At 54.2% G+C, this 25761-nt stretch carries 21 protein-coding genes and 1 tRNA gene; 11 read left to right on the top strand and 11 right to left on the bottom strand.

Annotated features, from left to right (window positions below):
- Positions 1–83: 83 nt before the first annotated feature.
- The 5 genes from QKB66_RS05095 to QKB66_RS05115 form a co-directional block, all read right to left on the bottom strand.
- Complete coding sequence (locus QKB66_RS05095; protein WP_414252822.1) at positions 84–2162, bottom strand: glycosyltransferase; 2079 nt, start codon at positions 2160–2162, stop codon at positions 84–86.
- Positions 2159–2797: a hypothetical protein gene (locus QKB66_RS05100; protein ID WP_414252823.1), complete on the bottom strand. Its 639-nt coding sequence runs from the start codon at positions 2795–2797 to the stop codon at positions 2159–2161. Before QKB66_RS05100 ends, QKB66_RS05095 begins: the two co-directional genes overlap by 4 nt.
- Complete coding sequence (locus QKB66_RS05105) at positions 2794–4083, bottom strand: glycosyltransferase family 4 protein (RefSeq protein ID WP_414252864.1); 1290 nt, start codon at positions 4081–4083, stop codon at positions 2794–2796. Before QKB66_RS05105 ends, QKB66_RS05100 begins: the two co-directional genes overlap by 4 nt.
- A gap of 113 nt (positions 4084–4196) precedes the next feature.
- A complete protein-coding gene (locus QKB66_RS05110) occupies positions 4197–5423 on the bottom strand; it encodes a glycosyltransferase (RefSeq protein ID WP_414252824.1) in 1227 nt (408 codons plus the stop codon).
- A 3-nt stretch (positions 5424–5426) separates the two neighbouring features.
- Positions 5427–7343, bottom strand: a complete 1917-nt coding sequence (locus tag QKB66_RS05115; protein ID WP_414252825.1) for a glycosyltransferase — start codon at positions 7341–7343, stop codon at positions 5427–5429.
- Between the two features lie 84 nt (positions 7344–7427).
- Between QKB66_RS05115 and QKB66_RS05120 the strand changes: the two genes are divergently transcribed.
- On the top strand, positions 7428–8279 hold the full coding sequence (locus tag QKB66_RS05120) for a hypothetical protein (RefSeq protein ID WP_414252826.1): 852 nt from the start codon (positions 7428–7430) through the stop codon (positions 8277–8279).
- Here the strand turns inward: QKB66_RS05120 and QKB66_RS05125 are convergent.
- Positions 8274–9479 (bottom strand): hypothetical protein, encoded by a 1206-nt coding sequence (locus QKB66_RS05125; RefSeq protein WP_414252827.1) that lies wholly within the window; start codon positions 9477–9479, stop codon positions 8274–8276. The genes QKB66_RS05120 and QKB66_RS05125 overlap by 6 nt on opposite strands.
- A gap of 170 nt (positions 9480–9649) precedes the next feature.
- Here QKB66_RS05125 and QKB66_RS05130 point away from each other — a divergent pair.
- From QKB66_RS05130 to QKB66_RS05150, 5 genes are all read left to right on the top strand, one after another.
- Positions 9650–9722: transfer RNA gene (locus QKB66_RS05130), tRNA-Asn, on the top strand.
- Positions 9723–10197: 475 nt separating this feature from the next.
- A complete protein-coding gene (locus tag QKB66_RS05135; protein ID WP_414252828.1) occupies positions 10198–10437 on the top strand; it encodes a helix-turn-helix domain-containing protein in 240 nt (79 codons plus the stop codon).
- Positions 10438–10848: 411 nt separating this feature from the next.
- Positions 10849–13062, top strand: a complete 2214-nt coding sequence (locus QKB66_RS05140) for a hypothetical protein (RefSeq protein WP_414252829.1) — start codon at positions 10849–10851, stop codon at positions 13060–13062.
- Positions 13063–13160: 98 nt separating this feature from the next.
- Positions 13161–13442 (top strand): hypothetical protein, encoded by a 282-nt coding sequence (locus QKB66_RS05145; RefSeq protein WP_414252830.1) that lies wholly within the window; start codon positions 13161–13163, stop codon positions 13440–13442.
- Between the two features lie 172 nt (positions 13443–13614).
- The gene (locus tag QKB66_RS05150) at positions 13615–15093 is read left to right on the top strand and encodes a plasmid recombination protein (protein WP_414252831.1); all 1479 of its coding nucleotides are present in this window, start codon (positions 13615–13617) and stop codon (positions 15091–15093) included.
- Between the two features lie 111 nt (positions 15094–15204).
- Here the strand turns inward: QKB66_RS05150 and QKB66_RS05155 are convergent, their stop codons facing one another.
- The 4 genes from QKB66_RS05155 to QKB66_RS05170 form a co-directional block, all read right to left on the bottom strand.
- Positions 15205–16377 carry a tyrosine-type recombinase/integrase gene (locus tag QKB66_RS05155; RefSeq protein WP_414252832.1) on the bottom strand — a complete coding sequence of 391 codons (1173 nt, stop codon included), beginning with the start codon at positions 16375–16377 and terminating at the stop codon, positions 15205–15207.
- Positions 16378–16607: 230 nt separating this feature from the next.
- Complete coding sequence (locus tag QKB66_RS05160) at positions 16608–17789, bottom strand: tyrosine-type recombinase/integrase (RefSeq protein WP_414252833.1); 1182 nt, start codon at positions 17787–17789, stop codon at positions 16608–16610.
- A 154-nt stretch (positions 17790–17943) separates the two neighbouring features.
- Positions 17944–19155, bottom strand: a complete 1212-nt coding sequence (gene wecB, locus QKB66_RS05165) for a non-hydrolyzing UDP-N-acetylglucosamine 2-epimerase (protein WP_414252834.1) — start codon at positions 19153–19155, stop codon at positions 17944–17946.
- Between the two features lie 123 nt (positions 19156–19278).
- Entirely contained in the window at positions 19279–20580 is a 1302-nt protein-coding gene (locus QKB66_RS05170) for an acid phosphatase (RefSeq protein ID WP_414252835.1), read from the bottom strand.
- 415 nt (positions 20581–20995) lie between these two features.
- Here QKB66_RS05170 and QKB66_RS05175 point away from each other — a divergent pair, with 415 nt between their 5' ends.
- Complete coding sequence (locus tag QKB66_RS05175) at positions 20996–21265, top strand: hypothetical protein (RefSeq protein ID WP_062043721.1); 270 nt, start codon at positions 20996–20998, stop codon at positions 21263–21265.
- Here the strand turns inward: QKB66_RS05175 and dnaG are convergent.
- Positions 21262–23202: a DNA primase gene (gene dnaG / locus QKB66_RS05180; protein ID WP_414252836.1), complete on the bottom strand. Its 1941-nt coding sequence runs from the start codon at positions 23200–23202 to the stop codon at positions 21262–21264. The two genes, QKB66_RS05175 and dnaG, sit on opposite strands and share 4 nt — an antisense overlap.
- 225 nt (positions 23203–23427) lie before the next feature.
- Here dnaG and QKB66_RS05185 point away from each other — a divergent pair, with 225 nt between their 5' ends.
- The 4 genes from QKB66_RS05185 to QKB66_RS05200 all read left to right on the top strand — a co-directional run bounded on the left by QKB66_RS05185 (position 23428) and on the right by QKB66_RS05200 (position 25398).
- The gene (locus tag QKB66_RS05185; RefSeq protein ID WP_062043717.1) at positions 23428–23904 is read left to right on the top strand and encodes a ribonuclease domain-containing protein; all 477 of its coding nucleotides are present in this window, start codon (positions 23428–23430) and stop codon (positions 23902–23904) included.
- On the top strand, positions 23894–24142 hold the full coding sequence (locus tag QKB66_RS05190; protein ID WP_061923951.1) for a hypothetical protein: 249 nt from the start codon (positions 23894–23896) through the stop codon (positions 24140–24142). Before QKB66_RS05185 ends, QKB66_RS05190 begins: the two co-directional genes overlap by 11 nt.
- A 298-nt stretch (positions 24143–24440) precedes the next feature.
- Complete coding sequence (locus QKB66_RS05195) at positions 24441–24659, top strand: hypothetical protein (RefSeq protein WP_070455935.1); 219 nt, start codon at positions 24441–24443, stop codon at positions 24657–24659.
- A complete protein-coding gene (locus tag QKB66_RS05200) occupies positions 24652–25398 on the top strand; it encodes a hypothetical protein (RefSeq protein WP_061923954.1) in 747 nt (248 codons plus the stop codon). Before QKB66_RS05195 ends, QKB66_RS05200 begins: the two co-directional genes overlap by 8 nt.
- Positions 25399–25761: the final 363 nt, after the last annotated feature.

The following is a 25761-nucleotide window of genomic DNA, read 5'->3' on the forward strand; positions in this document are numbered from 1 at the left end:
TGTCGATTATGGTCACTTTGGCTCGATATGGAATCAGAGTCACTGGAAAGATAATACCCGTTCTTATGGCTAGGCAGCCCCGCCTAGGTCTCGTTTATTATCTTTTTGAATCCGGCCGCAATGGAAGGTATGTCGCCGGCGTGAGAGTGGACGTCGACAAGCAGCTCCGAAAGCGGAGAGCCTTCCGTGACGATTCCCCACACCGCAACGCCGGCGCCCACGTAGTCCGCATACTTTGAAGGCAAGAAGGGATTCTTGTTGAAGCTCGTCCCGCTCGTATCCGTGTCATTGACCAACAAAGCATCAAATTTCGTAGCTAGGTTTAGAAACTCAAGATATGGAACCGTGGGATTAATGATGATCTGCTCGGGAGCACCGATCATCCATAACTGGGCCTGAGCCTGTTCCGGATTCGGGCAGAAAATATGAAGGCGTACACGGTCCTGCTGAACTTGGGGAAGACTCTGTAGCGCCTTGACTACGTCGCCGACGCCCCGGTTTTCATAGAAGGTGCCGAAATAACCGATGTTTACCAGGTTTCCATCAACGGAATACTTTGATTCCACAAGATCATATAGGTTGCCGTCTGGCCGCGACTGCGCAACAACTCGGGACTTCGACCTGAAACACTGGCGAAGATTTTCCGGATAGGGCGCGAGCATTAATTCACGCTGATTGTCGTTAGTGAACACCAGTTCATCAGCCAAAACAAACGTTGCCGCTTCCGTCAACGCAAAGTGGGAATTAAGAGCCTTGGGCTCAATACCGGCCTGAGCCACGACTTTATGCAACGCAATGGTGACAGGGTGAAAAGTAATCTCCCCTACTCGCTCGTTGCCCCGCGCATCCAGACGCATCGGATCGGAGAACTCAGCTTCCCAATAGAGTTTGTGATTCTTGCGTTTGAGAAGTACCCCCGCAACGTGGGAGCCCGACCACATTGAGCGGGTATACAAAGACTGGTAGCCGCCCCGCTCACGCCCGCGTTTGGTGGCTCGCCGTGCGGCCTGGACGGCAAAATTGCAGATGAAGAACCAGCGTGCAAAAGAAGCCGTCACATCGAGAATTTCGTGACACCCCAGGTATTCCTCCACCATCAGTAGTGCGCTCGGATCTTCCTTGCGCACCCGCGACATATTTGCTGAAAACACATCGACAATCTCACCGCGTTCACGAATTCGCTTCGCTGCTACATTGCCGGCGGTATCTGCAAAAGGCGGGAAACAGTACGAGATCACTGCTCGGCGTACGGGTTCGGGGCGCAATTGGTCCCACGGTAGCCCCGCGACACCAAGACTGACCGCTGTTTCAATGGCCTTGTCGGTCTCGTGCGGATGTTGCTCAAGGTAGGAGCGTATGAACTCGAATTGCGCATCGACCAGTGCTGTCTTTGCAACGGACACAGCGTCCTTATTGTGTAGCGCACGCGTTGGCTGAATCTTCGAAATGCATTCCAGGCGCTGGCGGACGGCAAAATCAAAACTGTGTGTCTGACGGGACACTGAATCGTGCGTCATCGTCCGGCAATACCGAGCGCCCTCGAGCGAGGCGGGAATCCTCACTTCAAGCCCCAGATGCTCAAGAAACTTGGAAAAGAAGACTACGTCTTCGCCCGAACGCAAACTTTCTTCGAAGCGATGCTCAGCCACAAGCTCCGCTGGAAAAACCTTAGAGGCATTAAACCCTAGTGCCCAAGGTATAGAGGCGACTGGTACTTTCCTGCCTTGCAAAGGCGAGATCCTCGCGTCAAGAGAGTTAGAGCCAGCAGCATCCCCATCGGTGCTCACATTTTTAATGCCAAGAAGAACGACCGAATTTTTGCCGCACTGAGACCAAGCGTGCTCAAGGAAGCGTTCTTCCAAGGTGTCATCATCGTCAAGAAAAGTGACATAAGGACGCGAGATTAAAGATAACCCGATGTTGCGCGCACAGCCAGCGCCCTTTCGGGTCGATGTTGCGCTAACAATCTTTAGTTCTGGGTGCTCGACACGGAACTTCTCTAGCGTTCGCCGTGATTTCTCATAAGTTCCGTTAAAGACGACGACCACTTCAATAAGCTGGACCGGCAAAGTTTGTTTGGCTACGGAGCGAAGTGCCGCCGCGAGACTCACGGAATCGTTGTATGTAGGCAGAACGATGCTGATACCGGGTGCACGCGTCATCGAATCTTCTCCAAGATTTTGTACAACGCCACGACCACATTCTTAGGTAACCGTTGCTTCAGTGGCTTAAGTCGCGGCGTCACTTTCATAATGATCTGGCTGCGAATACTTGGAAACTCAGGAGTTGAATCCAAAGTCTTGTCAGCGTTGTCTCCAGACCGTTCCTCGCTTCCAAGCAGCTCCATAGCGGATAGGAAAGCAGCCTCCGGTGCTATTTCGCTTTTGCTTTCCTCTGCGGAAATACCAATCTCCAACCAGAGATATCCAGCAGACACGTTTAACGCAGAGATTTCCAGTGGCTCTTCTCCAGAAAATGCATCGCGCAGTGCCGAGAAGGTTTCGTCACTCTCCAGCGGAAGCACCCAAAGGGCTTCAGTGCCAGGCACCTCTAACCAGCGGGAAAATATTTGGCAAGTATCGTCGCCTTGCGCATTCTCATGTTCGCATTTGCTTCCCAGCACGAGTAGTCGATCACCCTTAAGGGGAGTTTTAGGCAGCTCTTTAGCGCTAAATATGACCTCGAAATCGGTTCCGAACTCACTCAAATGCAACAGCGCCGTCTCCTTCGTAATAAGAAGCCACGTACGCTCCTCATGGGAATCCAGGTTTAAAAGAGCAAGCGAAGAAAGCTTCATGAGCTTCTCACCACACGGTCAATAAAGTCGATGAGCTGGCGTGGAACTACTTCATCTCTTTGCTGCTTGACCCAATCAGCCCCCTCATCGGTGACGTGTAGAAGACTGCGATCCTCTGCCAAACGAATCCACAATTGCGCCAATTCTTCTGGGGACTCAGAATGAACCACGTGTCCCGCATGCAGTTCATTGATAAGCTCAGCGCACTCTCCATCTACAGCGCCGGAAATATGTAGACCAAGATTCATCAGCTCATAGGTCTTAGACGGAATCGTCCTCGTTAAAGGCTCCCAGTCCGCCAAATGCACCAAGGCTGTATCTGCCCACGCATAATGCTCCTCCAGCGCCTCAGCCGCTTGGCGGTGATAAAAATCAACGTTTACGCCAAGGTGCTGCGCAGTCTCGTGGAGTTCTTCCCAGGCCGCGCCGTCTCCCACGAAGCGAAGCTCGATGCTTGCGCCTCTATCCTGGGCAATGCGCGCTGCTCGAAGAGCATTACCCAGCTTCTGTGCACGGCCCAGCGTGCCCGCATAAAGTACGTGCAGCGAATCATTTGCGTTGTCGCTGTCTTTCTTACTAAACGTGCTCCGTGGAGGAAAGACATTACGGATAGTCGTCATATCTTGAGAAGATGAATGATGCTCATTTCGCAACCAATCTTCTAGCTTCTGAGACGTCGTTATGATGCCATCTGCTTTTTTGAGTACGCGGTTCATCGCCCATTCAGTAAGTGTTGTCAAGGCTTGAAGTGCACCAAACCGCGCTAAGCGCTCGCGAATAGAAGGCGTTCCAGTAGCCGAATTCCAGTCATCGCTGACGTCGAGAAGTGCCGGCCAAGCATCGCGCAGATCGATGGTATATGGCCGTCTCAAAGATTTGGCAATCAGCCTAGTCACAACGGATGTGGGCAGCGCAGGAACAGTTCCGATCACGAGATCTGGGCGATAACCTTTCAAAGCGCGCGGCTTACGCACTGGAAACGTCATCATCGACAACGCGACGACCGCCTGATTGAGAATTCGACTGCTCAAGGAACGCCCAGAAGGAAAGTACCCAGTTCGTACCATGGTCTCGCCGAAAGCGCCTTCTTCAATACGAAAGCGCCGCCACGGCCTTTCTCTTTTGAGCCATTCCCGCAGCGGGACAGAACGTTCATAGTGCGGTGGCGGGCAGACAACAACCACTTCATGACCGTTGCGCTTAAGAATTCGCGTTAACCACGCCCAACGCCGCTGCGGAACACCATTTTCGGGCAGCCAATACTGTGAGAGAACCAGAACTTTAATGACTCACACCTCACTCAACTTGGCCCATCCATAGCGCTTCAAACTTCGTTGATTGTATCAGAATTGGGATTTTGGAATTTGTTCTTGTGCAGGGTTTGACATCGAACAATTACCTAGGATGTCTCGGAATTTTCCGTGGAAATCCAGACTCCATCAACGCTAAATGGAACGCCACCGCGGCCAAAGGGGATGAGCTTGAACCCATGAAGTCTCACGTCCTCGGGCAGCAAAATATCAAGACTGGTCACTGCGCGACCTGGCTTCGTATTCAAATAGCAGTAGTGTCCAATCTGCTTCCACCGGGAATTTCCGATGCCGCTCATCGCTCTTCGGAGTGGAACAGATCCCCCTTCTATGTCGCACAGGTCAAACGAGACCACAGCCTGTTTTTCTCTCGCCCACCGCGGGAAGGTGTGTTCAATTTTCACGTGCACTTCCTGCATCGGCGTAGGAAGCTTAATTTTCTTTGGCAACACCACTCGTTGTTTACCGGAGTTAACCTCCACCCAAGTCTCGCGTTCAAGCAAGCTTGCAGTGGTTGGAAATTGTTCATTGAACTCTTCGAGTTCAGTGAGCGGAGGAAAAGCAGAAAGACTGTGCATGATGTCAGACAATGAGGCCGCGTTGCCGGTACGTAACCCGCTGTCTTGATTAACATGGTTGAGACGCACATAGCTCACCGATTGCGAATCCAAAATTACAGGCCCGCGCCGGTCAGCCATATTATGCGCACCACTCGGTGGCTGCACTAGCTCATCGTCCCCTTGAAAAAGACACACGTCGAGCAATCCAAGGGAGTACATCGGCCAATGGGAAATACGAGGAAAAGTTACCTTACCTTCGTGATAGATCGCCTCAACTCCAAGTGGCAGGCTGACCACCATCCCCGCAAACTCAGGCGATACATAGCGCGAGACCGTAGTGAAGTAACTCTTGGCCACGACATCGTCATCATCAATCCGGTAACGGCCGAAGGCTTCGCCGTCACCAACATGTTGACGAGCAATTGCATCAAGAGAAGTTCCCCAATGCCCGTCTGGCTGCTCGTCGAGAACGACAAATGGAAATTTCTGAGCTGCCTCTTCAAGCCCCGTTTTAAACGCATCTGGCAAAGACTCGGAATAGGAAACGACATGAGTGAGATCTATCCCCGCAGCCTGGCGCGCTGCATCCAGCGATGGGAGCGTTAGTTCAGTAAATAGCTTTTCGCGGATTTTAAGACGAGCTGAGTCATACAACCTCTCACGATAAGCCTCAATGCTCTTAACCCCGACAGATAAATGCCAAGAATTGGTCTCCGGAAGCAACTGACTATAGCGGGTGCGCCCAATGAAAAACATGCTCTACTGCTCCTCCACGTAGACATGTTCCAGATTGCACCCGTAACTGACCACGCGCCCGCTGCGTTTCAGAGCAGAATCGTCTATATCCCAGGTATGGGATCCGGCACTGCGGTACTGGATGTAATTGAACCTATCAGCCGAATAGATCTTGGCACCTTCGGCTGCAAGCGACTGGAGAAAGCGAGTGTCTTCTCCCCTGCCTACTTCAGCAAAAGGATGCTCGCTGAAGGTGTTCTTCCACCCCACTAGCGTGGCTCCGAGCACGAGATCCACCCAGGAATGCTCATTCCACTCCTTTCGCAAGACCAACTCGTTGCTGCTTTCTAGGTACAGATACGCCGCTTGCTTTCCCACTACATCTGCGCCGGAGAAGCGCAATGCGTTTAACTGATCATGAAGATAGATGGGACCATAAAAATCGTCATCGTCCATCTTCGCGATTACCTGCCCACGTGCGGCTTCCACCAGCTGGTTCAGGCAAGCACCAAGGCTTACCTCCGCTGATGCAGTCAAGAACTGCACAGTCGGAAAATCGGCGGGGTCAATAACATCTTTAGCTTTAAAGCCATGAGTTAGAACGAGTATCTCCAAATCCACCTCACGTTGCGAGCAGACTGTTTCTAGAACTCCTTCGAGGCGTTCTGGCCGGTTGGTGGAGACGATTGCGCTCACCAGTACAGGATCAACTTGGCGAGCAGAAGCATCGAGATTTAGCGCTTCGAGAATTGCCGCGGCGCGGTGAGTATACGTATGCCCGTCCCACAGCACGCGCTGAGCACGATGCACTTGTCTCTCACGCGATAGTTTGGAACGAACCGTCGCTTCAATAATCGCTGGAATCTGTGAATGTTCAGCTACCGTCGTAAGCTCTCCGTGTGGAAAGAATTCCTCGATGCCCTTCGCAGGAGTACTAATCACGTTCGCTCCACAGGCAGCAAGCTCCAATACCCGGCGCGAAAGCATCGTCGGACTAGTCGTCACGGTATTGACATTCAAGAAAACTTTGAACGCTCTGTATGCAGTAAGCATCGTGGAATACGGTAGGGCTCCGACTACCCAGTCATCATAAGGCTCGGGGAAGCGATACTTCTCGTCCACGTCTTCGTTACGGGAGTAAATGGTCAAGGAGCTTCGCAGACTTTCACAAGCTTGGATAGCACCATCCAAAATTAGCTTTTGATCTCGGGCACGTTCTGGAAATTTGTCACGAAAATAAGTTCCTGCAAAACACACTGAGCCGAGCCCATATTTGCTTCTATCAGCATCCCGAATTGGGTTATGAATGGCAGGTTGCACCGCAAACGGCAAGACGCCAATGGTTGCTTGTGGAATCTCAGCTCGATACTTCTCGACTAGATCGGCATCGGTAGTAAACACATAATCAAATAGCTGTGCAGAACCGATAAAATCCTCGTAATGGACGGGATCTTCCTTATTCCAAAAGACTGTAGGAATACCCCTTGCCTTACATTCCGCTACGAGGTCCTTCAGCCCTTGCGAAGGCGCTTGACTGCCGACAACCTGATAGCGCCACGCCGCGCTATTGCCTTGCCAGGCCGACTCAACGAACAGGAAGTCGAAGCCGCGGTCAAGCTCCTCGCGCCAGGTATCCGGCAGCAGTGAGATGGTGGTGAATTCTTCACCCCACGCTAAGTGCGAGAAGTCATCGAGAATGACGCCTACCTTGATGTGCTCGTATGGCTTCTTCCACTGCGGATTCGGGGTGTATTCCGCGAAATCCAGAGGGTCGAATCCGCGTCGTTCGACTCGTTCTACTTGTTGGAGGCGACGAACATCTGCTTCATCGGTGGACTGCTCGAGACGCTTTCTCTCTTCAAATTCCAGGAAACGATTTAACTGTGTGATTCCACCATGCCGAAAATGCCACAGGGCGCGACGCAGCTTCTTAACATCCATAATGGACTCGTAACCTCGTTTCATTTAGCGGACCATATAAACGATAACCAAAGCACAAGCCCTCGTGCATTAGAATCCGAAGTTATGGCTTTTGTTAGGAATTATTCGCGCTACTCAGCCGACGTCGTCTTGCATCGCAGCCTAGACGCCTTCCTCACCGAACCCATTCACGACGGCATCAACGTCATCGATTTCGGGCACACACTCGTCGAATTACGCGTTATCAACCGCAATGCTGCCACCACAGTCGTCATTTTCCATGCGGCGGCAAATCTGGCGCAGACCACACTGCCATTGTTTACAGGTGAGCAGCTCACCGATCACTCCGAGGCCAACGTCGTGTTCGTCAGCGATCCATCCCTTGAACGCGGCAGCAGCATCGGCTGGTTTACTGGCGACGACGCTTGCCCGCTCCAGACAGATCTGGTCAACGTTCTTTCAAAAATCCAGAAAGACTTAAACGCCCATAACCTTATTTTTTATGGGTCCTCGGCAGGAGGTTTCGCATCCCTTTACTACTCCCATTGCTTCCCTGATTCCCTTGCCATCGTGTCGAACCCCCAGACCGACATCGCACATTACCTTCCGGCAGCAGTGAACCAATACCTAGATAAGGTGTGGAAAGTTAAAGACATTTCGGACGTGTCTGCTGTTACTGATCTGATTCCGCTCTACCAGCAGAGTTTTCCTAACTACGTTGCTTATCTCATCAATGAAAGCGATGACTTCCACAACGACAATCACCTAGCTCCCTGGGCTGCCGCCACCGAAAACGAATCAGAACACCGTCGATTCATCGTTGGCGACTGGGGCGAAGGACATGCTTCGCCGCCGGTTTTTGTCCTCAAGGGCGTCGTTGACTTTGCCATTTCTGTCGATGGGAATTGGTCTGAGTTCTTCAGCGACGACGCCTTTTCAGCCACCTATTCCCTATGATTCGCACGCCAGCGATTCGATGAACTGGCGAACCTCCTCACAAGATTGTTCATCCGCCGGCGAATACCACTCAATCCCAGCGGCATTGAGTTGTTCTGCCAACCTACCTTTAAGCGGGCCGGGATACTTGGCATACATGCGCTTATCCGCTTTGAGCAGGAAACCAAGATTTAGGCTCTTGGCAGTCGGAATTAGTTTGTGTTCCGCATCCCGAACCATCAGACGCGTCAAATCTGGTCGGCCCAACCAAGCAACAGCCAATGCGCTTAGGTCCACAACGAAATTTTCACCGACGCGATACTGAGGTGCATCTGGAAAAACTGGGCCCGCAAGCGGTCCCGTTTCAATTCCCGCGTAGTAACGCAGCGCTTCCACAAGCGCCCATTTGCGCACTTGTTTTTCTTCCCTCGGCCCTGCGAGCGACCCCAGAGACTCACCAATTAACTCTGGCGCGAAATGCTCGAGGATAAGCAACGTGCCAATCTCGGAGAGCCCCTGCGCCGCAGGCGCATTGCACAGCCCCGCTGCTGCAAACGGCGGAAAAGTGTTGTTGCGCTCAAATGGCGTCCCCCGTTGCAAAAGCGTGGCTTCCAGAATTGCGCCGAAGGTGCAATACGCCCCGCGCAAAGACTCAGCCGCCAAAATGCTCCCGATGCCGAGGAAAGACCAAGAATTGGCCCGGAGTGGAGTATCCGTGATGTTCGTTTTCACGATTAGCGGGTCAAACTGACGGAAAAACTTCCGTTCGCGCGCAAAGCGCCCGCCTAAATCGAGGGAAATAAGTTCATGCGATTCCGGCAGCAAATAGCGAGAGGCAAGGGAATCAAAACCACCGGAGAAGTTAAGCAATACCGCACCATTTTGTCGTGGTTGCGGACGTGCCTCTTCGCTTTCTGCTTCGACATGAGCTCCCGTCCAGCCTTCGATGCTTTTCCGAGTCTCCTCAGATACTGGAAACTTTAAGTCAATGTGCGAATACTGCCTGCCGCACAAGGTGGAAGCCGCGGTTGCCAGCGCGCTACCACTGACCTGCAGTGGGCGGTTAAAGCGAAAATGTACGTCAAGGGCACGCTCCGGAAGACGCGCACGCAGTGCGCGTTCAATACGAGAACCAGCGGCCTTCCGGTACTTGAGATTCGTTCGAAGCACGATCGAACGCGAGTCCCAGCGAATCGGATCGAAAGAAATCTCTTGGCTCATGGAACCAGATTAACCCGCCCTACCAAGACCGTTTACATTAACGTCATTTTCCACTCTTCAAATACCCCATTTACCCACACTGAACAGCCAATTTGCCATTTTCAAACGAGCTAAACTATAGTTACTTTTCGTTGCAGAGAGCACTTCAAAAAGTTCTCAGCATGGTTTATTCCTCCATAGCTCAGTTGGCAGAGCATTCGACTGTTAATCGAAGGGTCACTGGTTCGAGCCCAGTTGGAGGAGCTTCTTAAACCCGCTGGTAACAGTGGGTTTTTTGCTTTGTCAGGCGTGCCATATATGCCGCCGTGCTATAAAAATGCTATATCGAAAACTCTGCCCCTCACGTGACTTCAAACCCCGTCTGAGGCCTGGCACAAGTTGGCAGTTGTTGATATGATGAACTAGCAACTGAAAATTGTCTTTGCCGGGGGTTGGCTTCCCCGGTGCGAGAGAAACCGACGTTGGCCAGTCGGGTCGTGAAACTAGCGGGTTCACGACGTAGGGGCACGCTGGACGTGCGTTAGTCCGCCCCGCCAAGATGAAGACGCTCAGCACCCTGGTAGCTGCCTACCGGTGGATGTGAAACAGTAAGGCAGCACCTCCTCGGCTCGCGTGAGTACGTTCTGGGGGTACAAGGTTAGAGATACTCACGGCGGCAGCATGGGCGCGTGCTAGGACCGTCATTGAAGACGCGACACAACACCGAAAGGTTTTTGTTGTGTCCGCACCGGTAACACAAATCATTCTCAACGACGACACGCTTCTCAAGGCTTTCAAGCCCTCGGAGGTCTGTGAGCGTGCATCTATTTCGCAACGCCACCTAGAGCGTCTTATCGCCCGTGGTGAACTTCGTCCAGTGCCCAGCACCATGGGCAAAGGCAAACAGCGTCTTATTCCTGCCCTGGAGCTTGCCAAATTCCTCTACGGCGACGCTGTTGTGGTCGGTGGTGATGCGTAGCCATGCAGCAAATGAAAAACTCCGCTGCTGGAACAGCGGAGCTAAATAAAACAAACTTCGCTTACAAGATTACGCGAATCATTGCCGCCTCGCAAGGATTAAATTCACGCCCGTGGCAGCGTTGCCAGGTTTCTCCAAGATTCACAGGGAATTCTTCCACGAAAAGTGAATTCTCGAATACGGTCTGTGTTTTCTGTTTTTTCCAAACGGAATTTCACCAACCACAAAACGAAAACCTACAACTACCAGCAAAAACACTAACGCGCGCGGGCGAGCTGGGCTTGTGTCTCGCCCGCGGACTCCGCTGCGAAATTTTGCGTTTCCGCAGGTTACAGCGTTTCGCCTCCGCGAAAAACACAGATCGGCAAATCTGTGTTTTCTGTTTTTTCTGCTTTTCGGCGGTGGTCCGAGATGTCTAAGTCTGAAAAGTATGACGAAACTCACATGACGGAAGATGCAACTTTAGCGCCGGAATCGGAGCCGCAAAAAGTAAAGGCGTTGCCTGAGTCGCTGCAACTTCAGCAACGCGTAGGTACCGACGAATGCCCCTATCGCCCTGGCGGAAAGTGGCACAAGTACGAAAAGAAGAAGTTCAGCGCATTTTTCATTACGCAGCAAGCGTTTTACGACGGCTACGGCGATTTGCTCACGGAGGAGCGTATTCAAGAAGCGCTCGCGCCGAAGGGCATGACGTATTGGGCGTACATCAACCACGACCGCGACACCTACACGCCTAAGGACTTTAAGAGTAAGTACACGCCACCGAAGGGTGCGGCTGTTGGTGACAAAAAGCCAGCTCATTGGCATATTCCGCTGTTATGCAAGTCGTACAAATCGATTGCAGCGGTCGCAAAGGCGTTCGGTGTTCCACCGCAGTACGTAGAGGGAAAGCCTCCTAGCGCGTTTTTGCCGCTCTGTAAGTACTTGACGCACGAAGACCCTGCTCAGGCGGATAAGGAGACCTACGACCGCAGCGAAGTAGTGACCAACGTACCGGATCTCTGGGAACAGGTCGACGAAGACGATGAGCGCCGTGCGCAGAAGAAGAAAGCCAATGTCGATGAAGTATCGGCGCTGGTCGCTCAGGGAAAAATGACGCTCGCTGAAGTGCGCGAAAAGTACTTGAAGCTTTACGTCAAGCGCGGAATGCTTGCGCATCTGACAAAGCTGCGCGGTGACTACTTGCAGTACGCGCCCTTACCGCCACGGATTGTGAATATCTTGGTCTACGGCGACGGCGGTACTGGCAAAGACCTGATGACCGGCCCGCTTCCGCACGAACTGGGTTTTCTGGTATTCAAAATCGGCGGCGAAAACGTCGGTTTTGACGGCTACGACGGTGAAGAGTGCGTTGTTTGGGAAGACGCCCGTGCCGGCTCGATTATTCAGGCTTGCGGCAATAGAGGAAACGCCTTCCGCATGTTTGCACCGTTCAGGCAACCTGGTGACGGCCGCCTTTCGGCCAATATCAAGTACGGCCGTACGTATCCCATTCAACAGCTCAACATCGTCACTGCGGCGACTACCCCAGATGATTTCTTCCAGGGACTCGCGGGTACCTACATAGATCGTTTTGGCCGCCCTCAGATGGCAGAAGACGAATCGCAAGCGTACAGGCGATTCCAGATTCTCATCAAGGTCGAGAAGGGTCAGTACACGATTTACCTGAACAAGGGATTCTTTAACGGCACACGCGAATACTTCGACTACATCACGGTTGGCCCGCTTTCGCAGAATCTGGAACAGCTGCGCCGTAGGGCCGAGAACATCGCAGACCCAGAAGAGCGCGAAGCGGTGATTAGCGAAATTGAATCGCGAACAGTCGCGCCGATTGTAGACATCATCAAGCAGATTCTGTACGGCGACCCGAACACTCCGACAGAAGACGCCGACGCGCTACTTGCTGATTTCGCTAACGCAGGTCAGCAGGTGACGGCCCGCACCTCGCGTATCAACCCGCCGCAGATGGACTTTGCCGCAGACGCGAAGCCGAACGCGTACTTTTCGCGTACGGATTTCCTTTGCACAGCAATTTGCGCGAATCCCGCCGCGCCGCCGCGCGCTTGGCTGCTCGACGGCAGCGAAGACGGCCAGCAACACCGCATTTTGCAAGTGCAGAACTCTGACAGTACGTACACGAACTACCTTGCGGGACTCAGCTACAGCCGTAGCGGCTACGCAACACGCACTACAGGTGCGCTAGACAGCTCAGCAACGACGGTAAGCACCGCAGTAGCCAACGGCGCACTTGTCGCCGGAGAACCGGCCAATTCGCGACAATTATGCGTCAGCAGCAACGGCAAAACCTACGTATGGAATTGGCCCGGCACCGACGACAAGGAACGTACGAATCTCGAAGTACGCGTATCCGCGAATACCCGCGACGTCATCCGCGTAGTCAGCGAAAACAACGATAGTTTACCGGTGGAACAACGGCACTCTATCCAGCGCTACAGCGCCGTCCTGGTGGGTAGCCCTACGTACGTCAGTCTTGAACAGAACGTACTTAACGCCGATGAAGCTGTAGCGGTTATCAACCGCGCGAACTGGGCCACGGCAGCAGTCACTGACGAAGAACTACAACAGATCTTCGCCTCGATTACCGCAGGGGGTGCAGCCTCATGACCCGTTTAGACCGCCAACGCGGACCTCCTGGAGTAAGGCGCTTGCGTCTTGCCCATCACGTCAAAACACCAAAACCAAAACAAGGAGAACTAACCATCATGGCAACACTCGAAGAGCTGCAGCAGCAAGCAAAGAACGCCCAACGGCGTTTGAACAATGCACGCAAGCGCGCTGACGAGAATCTCGGCAAGCGGCTGCGGGAGTTGGTCACGGGCGAGGACTCATTGAACCGCGAGGCTCAAGTCGAGCGGGCGGAGTCGTTACTTGACGAACTGTTTGCAGAACAGAGCAAGCAACGCACGGAGCAATCCGAGGAGCGCCAGGAGCGCAACGAGGATTCAGGCGGTCAGGGATACGAGGGCTACGGCCAGTATTCCTAGACCGTCAAAGCAAAACAGAAAAACTCCGGCACGCAATGTGTCGGGGTTTTAGTTTTGCTCAGCCCCCGGCAGGGCCCCCGGAGGGCCCCAGGAACTTATGGAGCGCAGCGAAATAAGTGTATGGGGCTACACTTATTGGAAAGTTAACTTTTTAGAGGACAGGATAAAGAACATGGCACAGACCCGCGTCACGTACGACGTTAGTAAGGGCGGCAAGGTCAAGGCCGATGCAACGACGGCGATGATTCGGCATTGGGCGCGTGACGTAGATGCCGAGAACGGTATCTACCGGCCGCACTCGAACGAAGGTATTGACCCGAGTCGGTCGCTCAACAACATGACGTATTTCCCGACGGACGGACCACGGGACGAGTGGACAACGCCGGGAAGTACGGAAGAGATTGAGCAACGACTACAAGACCGCCTAGCGACAGTCACGGGGCGCAAGCGCCGGGACTCGGTGGTCATGCGCGGGATTGTGCTAGGTCTGTCGCCGGAGTGGGTAGCTGAGCACACCCCGAACTGGAAGACAGACCCCACGGACCGGGAGAAGTTTATGGACACGCTGCAGCCGGTCGTAGACATCGTTATCAAGAAAGCCGGGGGCGCAAAGAACGTTGTACTCGTGACGGGCCATTTCGATGAGGTAGTACCGCAGATTCAAATAGGAGTCACGCCGGTTACGGAGGATGGCAGACTACGGCAGAACGATTTTGAACTGTTCAAGTCGCCGAGCCATTTGGGCAGTCTTCACAAGAAGATCCGCAAGGAACTTAAAGAGACCGGCGTAGACGTGATTCTCGAAAGCAGCGAGCGCAGCCGCGAACATTTGTCGAACCATGAGTACGCACGTAAGGCGGACGAGGAGCGAGCCAAGGAGACTGAAGCACTCGCAGCCGAGCGCGAGCAGTTGGAGCGCGATAAGGCGGCGGTGAAGGTTATGCGCGAGACCGCGCGTAACGAAGGTTTCCAGGAGGGTTATGAGGCCGGCGAGGTCGAAGCAGGCGCGCTGTATGCAGACGTGCAGCAGCAGCGTCAGGAGGTCGAGGACGAGCGCAAGCAGCTGGACGAAGATAAGGCGAAGTTACCGGCGCTGAAGCAGAACGCAGCGAAGAAGGGTTACGCCGCTGGCCACAAGAAGGGCTATGGCGACGGTCAGGAGCAGGTGGGCACGCTACTGGCTGATGCGCGTCAGAAGGCCAACGACATCGTTGCTCAGGCACACGCCCAGGTGCAGAAACTGCGAGACGAGCGCGAGGAGTTGGAGAAGAAGCAGCAGGACAAGGCAGCACTACTGCAGGAGACCACGGACGCGGTAACGGCGAAACACGAGGAACTGCAACGGCTGCGCCAGGAGGCCGAAGCCGCCGAGGCCGTTAAGAACTCTCGCGAGAATATGAAGCAGCTGGATTCTGACTTTCTGGACTACGTGCTCACATCGCCGAAGATGCAGGGGCACTACGAGAACTTTAAGAAGAAGCGCGTGAAGGGGTTTGCAGCCGTCGTAGACGGTACGCAGGACTATTACGAGCGCACGGTAGGTGAGAACCAGCAGCTCCAGGAGCAGCGCGCTCAGACACGCCAGCGGCAGAACCAGCAGCAGCGAGGTGCTCAGAAATCCACGCAGCCGGGCTATAAGCCGATGTTTTAGGGCTCTTCGCGCTGAGTCCAATTCTCTGCAAAGTCGGTACATAACTCAGTACATTCCCGAATTTGCCCGAGAGTCGGAAAACCTGCCTTAGCATTCGTTCTGAGGGTTTTGCTAGTTTCTGGCGGCCCGCCGTGCCAGCTCTTTCATTCTGCTCTGAACGGCCTTCTGATAGGCCATAGCACTATTCACGTCGCTATGGCCTAGCCAGTCCATAATCTCTTTGAGAGTCGCGCCTGCCTGAGCAAAACGTGTACCGCTGTAATGCCTGAGTGCGTGAAAGTGCAGGTCTGGACGCCCCGCTTTCTCACGTGCTTTCTTCCAGTGATACCTAACCCCTGCATACGTCCGCGTGGTCAGCCGCTCTCCCGGTTTAACCGTCCTTACGTGCGCTGCAACATCTTTCGCGTCCTGACCAAAGAAACTCATAACACGTACACCCGCTTTTGACTTGGGTTTCTTGACTTCCTTTTTGCCTCCTTTGAGCCTGACTTCTGCCTTAGTCACGTGGATGCGTACCTCGTCCACCTCGCCCGTCTCAGGCGATAAGATCTCTTCGACGTCCTCCGGGGTCAACGGAGCAATTTCACCCCACCTGAGACCTGCTGACGCTGCGATAAGCACCACGTGCTTGAGGTCGTCGGGCATCTCGTCGATGATGATTTGCAGCTCTGCATCGGTTGGAGCTTTCACTTCAACTTCGGTGCTGACCTTTGAACCGCCTTCGACTTTGCAGGGGTTCTCGGCTATCAATTTGTCCTCGACGGCTGTTTTTAGTACTGATTTGAAGAAATCGTATTGGCGTCCCACACTGGTCTTTTTGCCTGTGGAAATCTGCTCTGCGTACCAGGCACGCACCGTTTCGGCGGTGATACTTGATAGTGGTTTATCCGCAAACTCCGCCAGACGGTCATCTAGGTACCTTAGGTACTCTTCACGGGTACGTGAGGCGAGTAGCTGGCCGTCACGGTTTGTTCGTGTTGAAATCCACTTCTCGGCATACACCTTGAACGGGATTAACCCCTTGGCTTTCTCGGCTTCCTCGCGTGCCTGCTCCTCGGCTTCGCGTGCGCGCTCCTCCGCCCGTTCGTCGGGGTGCAGCCACTTATCTTGTGCAATGAGCGTCCTTTCCTTCGCCAACCACGTCTCGGCTTCTTCCTTGAGTCCGAACGTGTGCGGGGCTTTGATGCGCATTGACAGGTCGCTGTTCTCGGGGTGTGGGTAGCTCGCTTGGTAGTTCCCTGACGGCAACTTCTTGATACTCCCCCAACGTGCTTTGCGTGCCATGACTTTCTCCTTCGTGCCATATACGTGATATATCGCGTGGCATTAATTGACATTAGTAGGCAATAGTTGGCGGTGCAATATGCTCCTGACCTGCTCAAAAGGGATTCTACCATAGATAGCTTAACTGGTTCGAGCCCAGTTGGAGGAGCAGACAGGAACCGCCTGATTTCAGGCGGTTCTTTTTTCGTTTTGTATCACGTTGGTTCATAAAACTTTGGGCTTGGACTTCCCTACCGCTCGTTGAACACAGTGGGCTTTAGGGCCTCGAGGATGTCGTTGTGGTCGCCGGTTTTGTTTGCGCGCTTTATGTAGTGCCGGCTGGTGATCGCGGGGCTTGTATGCCCAAGATGTCTGGCAGCCTCCTCAGCCCCCTTTTCGCGGGCGATTACGGTTGCGACGGTGGAGCGGAAAGACTTCAACTTGATGTACTTAAAACGCGCGCCACGTGCCTGTCGGAACCTATTGCCGAGGTTGTGCATGCTGTGCATCGTTCCAGCCCTACTAGGAAAAACATAAGGCACATTCGGATCGCGGCGGGCAAATCGCTCACGCAACATCTCCGCAAACCATTCAGGGATGACAATTTCGCGAAAGCCGGCCGCAGTCTTCGGCTCCGGCTGCCGAACTAACTTTCCGTCTTGGTATACAGCACAGCCACTGACAATCATCGTCGCCGGCTTGCTATCCAAGTCCACTTCTTCCCACAGCAGCGCGGGAAGTTCACTCGGACGAATTCCGGTTGCCATGTAGCAGCACACAATCCCTGAAAGGTCGGTACGCTTTCCTTGACTCTCCCAAGCAAGGATCTGCGCAAGGAGCTCATTGAACTCCTCCGGTGTAACCTCAACCGGTTCAGCGCGCGGCAAATGCGGCAGCTGAGCAGTCCGCGCGGGGTTCTGTGTCCATAGCTCAAGCCCTTGCCGCTCAGCTATCGAGAAAGCATGTAAGAGCAGAATTCGCAGATGCCGCGCCGAAGTAAGCGAGCTGTCCGCCACTCGTGACAGCCAAGAATGGACTACGCGCGTCTCACAATCTTCCAGGCGGAGATTCCCCAGCGCTGGAATTCCTCGCTCGCTTACGAGAAACCGCCGTGCACGCTGATACATGTTCACGGTTTGAATTCGATTTCCTTGCCCGATTTTCCCAGTGCGCAATGCTTGCAGAGCAATGTCAACCAGCTCCAACACCGTCATCCGCGCCGTGACGGCAAAGCGCTGCTCGTTGAACACCAGTGTCCAACCACGCTCTTCCAACAGGCGTTGTACTTCTTGCCTGCTGGCGCCAACCTCACTAAGTTCAACGATGGCACCGCTGAAGCCCTTCGTCCGCCCTATGGCCTTCCACCCCGTATCAGTGCGTACTACGTTGTCAATGACAACGCCGCCTACCTTGGGCTCACTATTTTCCTCCATGCTCTATTGGACTGATCAAGAGTGCGATTAGTTCCAATCCCAAATGAAGATTTAAATTTGGCCTACCCACTGAGAAATACAAAACCACCGCATTGGAACACAATGGGTGTTCCAATGCGGCGGGTAGTTTATGCCAGAGTGAACTGCGGACTGGCTACTTTTCCAGCTCTTCCTCCGGAGCTACGACCTCTTCAAAACGCGGCACCTCATCCGGCACCATCTCAGTACTAAAGTCTGGCAGACGCTTTCCCACTTCTAGAAGCTCTGCAATTGCTGCAACCGAGCGTTGAGCGCCCTTGCCATCGCCATATGGGTTAACGGCATTAGCCATTGCAGAATAAGCGGCATTGTCATCAAGCAGAAGCTTCGCTTCCGCCACGATAAGCTCACGGTTGGTTCCCACCAGCTTCACGGTGCCGGCGACGACGGCCTCAGGGCGCTCGGTGTTTTGGCGCATGACCAAAACCGGCTTGCCCAAGGAAGGTGCTTCCTCCTGGACTCCGCCAGAGTCGGTCAGGATGATGGCCGCACGGTTCTGGAGCTTGGTGAACTGATCGTACGGAAGAGGATCAGTAATGATGACGTTCTCCAGCGCCTCAACCTCCGGAAGAACTGCTTCGCGGACCTTTGGGTTCAGGTGCAGCGGCAGCGCAAAAATAGTATCCGGATATGCCTTTGCTAGATCCTGTACAGCACCACCGATCTCCTTCATCGCGTCAAGGTTCTCGCGGCGGTGTGTGGTGACAACAACGAAACGCTTGTCCGAGTTAGCGGCCTCAGCAAGAGTTGGATCCGAGAATTCGATGTCCCAAGTTGCTGCTTCAAGGAGAGCATCAATAACCGTATTGCCGGTTATAACGATGTCCTTAGAACGAACGTCCTCGCGGCGCAGGTTCTCCATTGCGCCTTCAGTCGGCGCAAGGTGCAGGGCTGCAACCTGACCGATGATCTTACGGTTTGCTTCCTCCGGGAACGGGGACAAAATGTTGCCGGTACGCAGTCCTGCCTCCAGGTGAACGATCTGCACACCGCGGTGGAAGCCAGCAAGAGCCGCTGCCATGGCCGTTGATGTATCACCCTGGGAAATGATGACGTCCGGCTCCTCAGCAACGATGATCTCATCGAGGCCGGCAATTGCACGGGAAACAATCTCATTGAGGGTCTGTCCCGGCTTCATCAATCCCAGGTCATGCTTGGGGGTAATTCCAAACATGGTGTTTACTTGCTCCAGCATTTCCTTGTGCTGGCCAGTAGAGACTGCAACGGACTCGAAGCGATCATCAGCCTCTAGAGTTTTGATGACCGGTGCGACCTTGATTGCTTCAGGTCGAGTACCGTACACAGCCATAATTTTCGGCTTAGCCATTGTGCTCCTTGAAAGCGTTTTAGGTGTCATACCAACATTTGCTGTCTCGCCAATGATTACACGTTTCTGTCTCTTCGCGCGCAGGTATGACCAAGACTGGGGGAGGTTCCCCCTGCGATCTGTTTAATTAGAGACTTGAACTACTCCATCTGGATTGACAGTTACCGTCGCAGCCATGGCCTTTGCCAGATTTAGGCGCTGCCAGGAGCCTGCTTCGCCCTGCCAGTCGAGAGGGTGGCCAGCGGGGTTTGCGGTTTGGCGAAGCACCTCGGCGCGCTGCTCCCAAGTGAGCTCGGGATGGGTTGATTCGAGCAGGACCGGCGCGGCCTTCGGGACAATCATTGGAGCATCGGTGGCATAAGCAGGCTTAAAGCCGTAGTCCAGCATCGGAGCATAACGCTCAACCGCCTGCTCGTCGGTAGCGTAATTCTTACCCGCATCAGCCTGCTGGGCTACGAGCTCGGAGATGTCCTTGCCAGTGCGCCACTTCATCTCGGCACGGATTTCGGCTGCTGCTTGGTCAAGCGCATCGTGCATACGTGGATCGTTGAGACGGTCGGCTGCTGCGGCCTGCCCCGTCATACGGCCGCCGATAACGTCGAGCGGATAGTGCACTCCCATGACCACGCGGTGGTTGCCAGCTTCCGCACCGCGCAGCACGAGCTGCGGTGCAACCTCCGGGAGCATGTGGGCCATCAACGTGGTGATCCAAGTTGCCTGGTTTGTATGGCCAGACGGAAAGGCTGGCGTGGTGCCGTAATAGTCCTTCTTACCGTCGTTGTACTTGTGAATAGCATCGGGTGCTACCTGGAAAGGACGGCGCACGTCGAAGTAGTACTTCTCCGCGAAGGTAGAGCTAGCTAATCCGCCTGCACGAGCTAGGTAGCCATTTCCCAATAGGTACTCCGTCTTTGGCAGGCGGTGCTCGGCAAGAGCATCGCGGAAAGCGGCGCCAAACTCCTCACCCAGTGCGTCAGAAACCGCAAGCATCACTCCATCAGTGTCAGCAGCAGCATCTTGCTGAGCGCGCTTAATCAGCGCTGGATCATCAGCAGCAGCGTTGTTGATGGCGATGGCCTTTTCGAGGTTCTCATCCATGATTGGCTGCTGGGTCTTCACATGGTCAAACATGCGGACTACTTCCCAGTAGACGCCGTATTGGTAGGAAGAGACATCGGAAGGAAAGCCAACCAAGTAGTCGGTGGTGAATGGAGTTGGGGTTGGTGCGCCGTCATGCTGGACTGCTGGGGCACCACTGCTCGAGCCGGTAACAGCCCCCGTAAGCGCTGGCATCGAAGACGATAACTGTGCACTAGCTGGCGCAGGATTCACATGTGCGCCTGCACCCGCTACACCCACTGCCAGAATTGCGGCCGCTACAGAACGGCGGGAAGTAGCAACTATCGAATAACGATGACGAACCATATTTACTTTCTCCATTGAATTAGCAACAAGAACGCACAGAACGCTAGCTGCATAAGGTGGCGAGAAAGTTAAATTTTTCCGGCTAAAAGATGATCTTTTGCGGCAAAGTGAGGACCTTAGCCGAGTTGGGCTTAGCTCCGGACGCTGCTTACTTTATCTTCGTTCGAATCCGAGCTGACAGGAACAACACCGATGGCAGCCGTGGTCAGGGCGGCGATGGCTATTGCGGCTGATGCCGCTTGCGGGAGACAGGATCGAGCGGTCACGTCTTTAAGCTATCGTGCTTTACCCGCGTTGGGAAGCGGTCACAATAAATTTCATCAATGAGGGTACCCACCACTACACCACCGATACAGGTAGGCTGGGTGAGGTTATTAGCGTTAAATCACTACCTGAAGGGTGAGATACTCCAACCATGATCCAGTTCGTAGTAGGCGCCGCCGCAGGTTATGTCTTTGGTACCAAGGCCGGCCGCAAGCGTTATCACCAGATCAAGGGCGCGTACGAAAAAGCGATCAACTCCCCCGTCACCAAGAACGCAGTAAACGCCACCCGCAAGGCAGTGGCAAACAAGCTCGATCCAGAACCCCGCATGAAAGAGGTAAAGGATCTAAGCCGCGGCCGCCGCATCAAAGGAAACCAGCTAGACGGCCACGACCGTATCTACGAGCCCGACGAAGACTAATTAGGCTGCGGCCCACGGAATGCCCTGTCATTGAGCTCGCGGCGGGCCTGCTCAAGGGCGACGAGATCGGCGAAGAGCGAGTTATAGGCTTGCTCGTCGTCGGAGGGGCGCATGCGACCTAGTTGGGCCTTGATTTGGGCTACTTGGTCGCCCACGCGGGCTTCCTGGAGGCGGGAAAGCACGCTGTCAGCATAAACCTCCCAAGCCTTGGGATCGGACTCATCGCCCACCTTGATGGGTTCCACGGCAAGCTCACTGACAAAGTTGCGCGCAGTGAGATCGAGCATCTCCCCTGCCACAGCGGCGATCCATTCCACGCTGGGCAGGTTGGCGCCGGCAGCAACGCCACCGACAGTAGAGATTGCCTCGCGGATGATGCGGTAAGACTCGTTCGAGTACGCATCGGCGGTAATCCCGTCGAAGTAAGAACCGGCAAGGCCCGGGTACTGCAAGGCCAGCTTTAGGGCCTCCCGCTGCGGCCACAGGTGGGTCTCACGGGGGCTTGGCACGTGGAAGACCGGAGTGTTCTGTTGTGCGGGAGCGGGCGTGCCGGCTTTGATCGGGGCGTCGGCAAGCCGTGCCTTCTTGTCCTTTTTCTTAGGCCGGCGAGCCTCCTGCTGGACCTGCTGCAGGACTTCCTCCGGGTTGGGCCAACCCACCCAGCCAGCTAGGCGGCGGGCGTACTCACGCTGCAGCGGGGCGTCGCGAATCTGTGCCACCACGGGCACCGCACGACGCAATGCTTGCAGACGCCCCTCTGCGGTATCGATGCGGTATTCGCTAAGCACCGACTGGATGACGAACTCGAACATCGGGATGCGGTCCGCGATGAGCTCACGCACCGCGGCGTCGCCCTTGGCCAGGCGCAGATCGCAAGGGTCCATGCCCTCAGGGGCCACGGAAACGAAGGACTGACCAGTAAAAGATTGCTCGCCCTGGAAGGCGCGCATCGCGGCTTTCTGCCCCGCCTCATCACCGTCGAAGGTGTAGATGAGCTCGCCGTTGAAGTAGGAATCATCCAGCATCAACCTGCGCAGGACCTGCAGGTGATCGCCGCCGAACGCGGTGCCACAGCTGGCCACGGCGGTCTTCACGCCCGCGGCATACATCGCCATGACGTCGGTGTAGCCCTCCACCACCACCGCCTGGTGTGCTTCCGCGATGTTGCGCTTGGCCAAATCCAGGCCGAAGAGCACCTTGGACTTGTGATAGAGCATGGTCTCAGGCGTGTTCATGTACTTGCCCAGGTTGTCATCCTCAAAAAGCTTGCGGGCACCAAAGCCAATGACGTTGCCCGAAAGGTCCTTGATGGGCCACAGCAGGCGCCGATGAAAGCGGTCAATAGGCCCGCGCTTGCCCATCTTGGAAATGCCGGCAGCCTCTAGCTCCTCAAAGGAAAAGCCCATGCGAAGAAGGTGCTTGGTGGCAGTGTCCCACCCCTCCGGGGCATAACCGCACTCGAAGTCATAGATGATCTCGCGGCCAAAGCCACGGTCGAGTAGGAACTCGCGCGCCTTGGCTGCTTGCGGGGTCTCTAGCTGCTCTCGGTAGAACTGGTGGGCCGCCTTGTTCGCCGCGATAAGGCGCTGCCGAGTGCCAGGTTTTTCGTTGCGATTGCCGGTGCTGCCGCCTTGGTAATTGATGTGGTAGCCAATCTTTTGAGCCACCGCCTCGACTGCTTCGGGGAAAGAGACCTGCTCCATTTCCATCAGGAAGCTAAAAACATCGCCACCCTTGCCCGTGGAAAAGCAGTGATAATAACCGCGTTGCGGGCGCACGTGGAAGGAAGGCGTTTTCTCTCCCTTGAAGGGCGACAGCCCCTTCAAAGAGTCATAACCCGCAGGTTTGAGCTGTACATACTCGCCCACGATCTCTTCCAAAGGCGCGCGTTCACGGATTGCTTGGATGTCGCTCTCCGGAATTCTGCCTTGTGCCATGCGCTAAAGACTACCCCGCTTGTAGGTTGCTGGCTTGCCTTGGGGTGCAGATGCAGTTGCCCAACAACTACAGATGGAAAAGCCGCTGGAAAGAACAGAAATTTACCCACCCTTGGGGTAGACAAAAAGCGGCAAAAGCCAAACCTGGAAAATGCAGAAGGTCCGAGTGTTTTCCCAGTGCTAGCTAGATTTTCATTGCAGGAAAATCCCTGCAAAGATGGGGGTATGGCCAATCCCCCCTCCTCCAAGAAGAAGCCCTTAGCCGTCCTCGGCAGCTTGCTCTTAGTCGCAGCCGCTGGCTACTTCGGAATCGACCTTGGCGGTGATTCTGGTAGCTCGCAGTCCACGAGTTCAACTGCAAGCTCCGCTTCATCATCCAACGCCGCAAATTTCTCCGGGCACTACGCCTCGTGCGCGATGGATACCCTGCCCGAGGAAGCAGAAGAAACGGCCGAGGATATCTTGGCGGGCGGCCCCTACGACCATCCGGATAATGACAACAAGCGTTTTGGAAACTACGAGGGCGTACTGCCCAAAGAGTCCAAGAACTACTACCGCGAATACACCGTGGATTCGCCCGGCCTAAACCACCGCGGCGCCAAGCGCATCGTCACCGGCGGCGGCAGCGAAACCGACCCCGATGTCTGGTACTACACCGACGATCACTACGAATCCTTCTGCGAGATCCCCGATGCTGAATAATCTCTCCAAAGTTCTAATCACTCAGCCGCTTGAAAGCCGCGCAGATCTGTATTCCGCGCTCGGCACCATCCGTGGCTGCAATACCTGCACTGCCCCGCACAACCTCGACGACTTGGCGGACTTCCTGCGCGAGCACAAAGTGGAAACCATCGTGTCCTCAGCATGGAAGCTGTCCACCACTGACACCGCGGCGGTTCTCGAGGTGCTTGGGGACAACGGCGTTCGTCTCTTCCGCTGATCTTCTTGCACTGGGAGCTCCAAGTTCACCTGCCCATACCAGTCAAAGCGCAGTAAGTAGTAAGACTTCCAACCAAAACTCTAACCTCACTCTTCAGTCAACAGGGGTGCCGTGTCTACGTCTCATTTCTGCAAATAAAAAGAAAATGCGATGGCCCAGAATACGCGGTTAAAATGTAGTTTTATCTGGAATCGCAGCTCGGATTTTCGAATGGACTTAGATTTGTTCGAATTCATCAACTCACAATGTCTACCCCCACATGTAGATTGCGAGATAATCAAATTAGAGGAGGTACACCATGTCATTGACCATCAGTCGAACAAACAATTCAGAATTGCAAACTCGTAGAAAAATGCTCACTCATCAGCTCGTGGATAAGTACTCTTCTATAGAGGGACAACCAATCACTCGACGCGATCTGCGAGACCTAGCCTCCATGGGATGTCTCACTCTTGAAGAGCGTGAGCTTTATGATGAGCTTCGCCGTGTCGAAATGATGCTCGACCTCGATGAGTGAATACCCACACCCGAGAATCTTCGGGGAGGACGCAGCACGAGATTTCGCGGACGAAGTACATTCAACGATCAAAGCTGCACTACCTGTTTCAGACAACGATTTAGATGCCGATTTCATACTCAATGAAAGCAACGGCATCTTCGTTTTGTCGGTATTAGCACCGCTCTACTACGGACGGAAAACAACCTCAGCAGAAAAGCGAGTCGAATCAGAACGCAGCGATCTTTATGCCCTAGTTGTGGAATACAAACTCACGCAGGATCGCGATTCGAAGTTCTTAACCGTCAGGAACAGCGCATTCGAGATTCGTGTTCACACTCAATCTGCAATTAAATTTGAATACGAACGTGAGAAAGAGCGCGCACCAGCAGCACATATCCATTTTTCTGGGATCGGCGGCTTGTTGAGCCCTGCGCTAATGAAAAACGGCAAGACAAAGAAAAATGACCCTCGCAAAGACGGAAATCTGAAGGCTCTCCACATTCCTGTCGGCGGTCATCGGTTTCGGCCTTCACTCGAAGACTTCTTGTATTTCACGATTGAAGAGTGCGGCTTTCAGAGAAATGAAGGTTGGGAGAAGGCTCTGAAACTTTCGCGCAATTCATGGTTTGATATTCAGCTACAAGCTGCCGTTCGAGATAACCCTGCAGTGGCGATGAAGGCCCTTCAAGAGCTTGGATTTAAGGTGTCTCCTCCAGAGTCAGGGTGCCCAGCGCCACGGAGACATTCCAGCTGGTAACTGTAACGATGAGCATGACAGTCAATTTGTCAGCTCCTCGTTCTACGCCGTTGGCGGTTTCTCTTCGCCTCGTCCACAATCTCTCCGTGTAAGGACAAGAAAAAGTCTTCAGCTGCGGGACTTTCGCGCACCATTTAGCAACCTGAATGGTGCGCGAAACTTGACAATTCGATTTTCGGCATCGATGTCGGCATGGCGCTGCGGTCTGGCTCCCACTCCATAGAACTCATGGAAACCAAGGAACAGATAAAAGCCAACCATACGCTCCACCCCGATTCCTGGTATCTCTCAGCGACGAGCTGGATCGCTTACAGATTCAATGACTTTCCATTGCGCTGGGTTGCTTTCCACGAACTGGGCGTT

The organism is Corynebacterium sp. c25Ua_89 (assembly GCF_047459735.1).
GTDB classification, from domain to species: domain Bacteria; phylum Actinomycetota; class Actinomycetes; order Mycobacteriales; family Mycobacteriaceae; genus Corynebacterium; species Corynebacterium simulans.

Excerpts from the sequence above, each read along its gene's own strand:
- QKB66_RS05190 (WP_061923951.1), top strand. The coding sequence starts at position 23,894 with ATGCTGAATAATCTCTCCAAAGTTCTAATCACTCAGCCGCTTGAAAGC.
- QKB66_RS05155 (WP_414252832.1), bottom strand. The coding sequence starts at position 16,377 with ATGGCACGCAAAGCACGTTGGGGGAGTATCAAGAAGTTGCCGTCAGGG.
- QKB66_RS05200 (WP_061923954.1), top strand. The coding sequence starts at position 24,652 with ATGAGTGAATACCCACACCCGAGAATCTTCGGGGAGGACGCAGCACGA.
- QKB66_RS05170 (WP_414252835.1), bottom strand. The coding sequence starts at position 20,580 with ATGGTTCGTCATCGTTATTCGATAGTTGCTACTTCCCGCCGTTCTGTA.
- QKB66_RS05115 (WP_414252825.1), bottom strand. The coding sequence starts at position 7,343 with ATGGATGTTAAGAAGCTGCGTCGCGCCCTGTGGCATTTTCGGCATGGT.
- QKB66_RS05195 (WP_070455935.1), top strand. The coding sequence starts at position 24,441 with ATGTCATTGACCATCAGTCGAACAAACAATTCAGAATTGCAAACTCGT.
- QKB66_RS05150 (WP_414252831.1), top strand. The coding sequence starts at position 13,615 with ATGGCACAGACCCGCGTCACGTACGACGTTAGTAAGGGCGGCAAGGTC.
- QKB66_RS05100 (WP_414252823.1), bottom strand. The coding sequence starts at position 2,797 with ATGAAGCTTTCTTCGCTTGCTCTTTTAAACCTGGATTCCCATGAGGAG.
- QKB66_RS05095 (WP_414252822.1), bottom strand. The coding sequence starts at position 2,162 with ATGACGCGTGCACCCGGTATCAGCATCGTTCTGCCTACATACAACGAT.
- QKB66_RS05185 (WP_062043717.1), top strand. The coding sequence starts at position 23,428 with ATGGCCAATCCCCCCTCCTCCAAGAAGAAGCCCTTAGCCGTCCTCGGC.
- QKB66_RS05160 (WP_414252833.1), bottom strand. The coding sequence starts at position 17,789 with ATGGAGGAAAATAGTGAGCCCAAGGTAGGCGGCGTTGTCATTGACAAC.
- QKB66_RS05125 (WP_414252827.1), bottom strand. The coding sequence starts at position 9,479 with ATGAGCCAAGAGATTTCTTTCGATCCGATTCGCTGGGACTCGCGTTCG.
- dnaG (WP_414252836.1), bottom strand. The coding sequence starts at position 23,202 with ATGGCACAAGGCAGAATTCCGGAGAGCGACATCCAAGCAATCCGTGAA.
- QKB66_RS05110 (WP_414252824.1), bottom strand. The coding sequence starts at position 5,423 with ATGTTTTTCATTGGGCGCACCCGCTATAGTCAGTTGCTTCCGGAGACC.
- wecB (WP_414252834.1), bottom strand. The coding sequence starts at position 19,155 with ATGGCTAAGCCGAAAATTATGGCTGTGTACGGTACTCGACCTGAAGCA.
- QKB66_RS05175 (WP_062043721.1), top strand. The coding sequence starts at position 20,996 with ATGATCCAGTTCGTAGTAGGCGCCGCCGCAGGTTATGTCTTTGGTACC.
- QKB66_RS05120 (WP_414252826.1), top strand. The coding sequence starts at position 7,428 with ATGGCTTTTGTTAGGAATTATTCGCGCTACTCAGCCGACGTCGTCTTG.
- QKB66_RS05145 (WP_414252830.1), top strand. The coding sequence starts at position 13,161 with ATGGCAACACTCGAAGAGCTGCAGCAGCAAGCAAAGAACGCCCAACGG.
- QKB66_RS05140 (WP_414252829.1), top strand. The coding sequence starts at position 10,849 with ATGTCTAAGTCTGAAAAGTATGACGAAACTCACATGACGGAAGATGCA.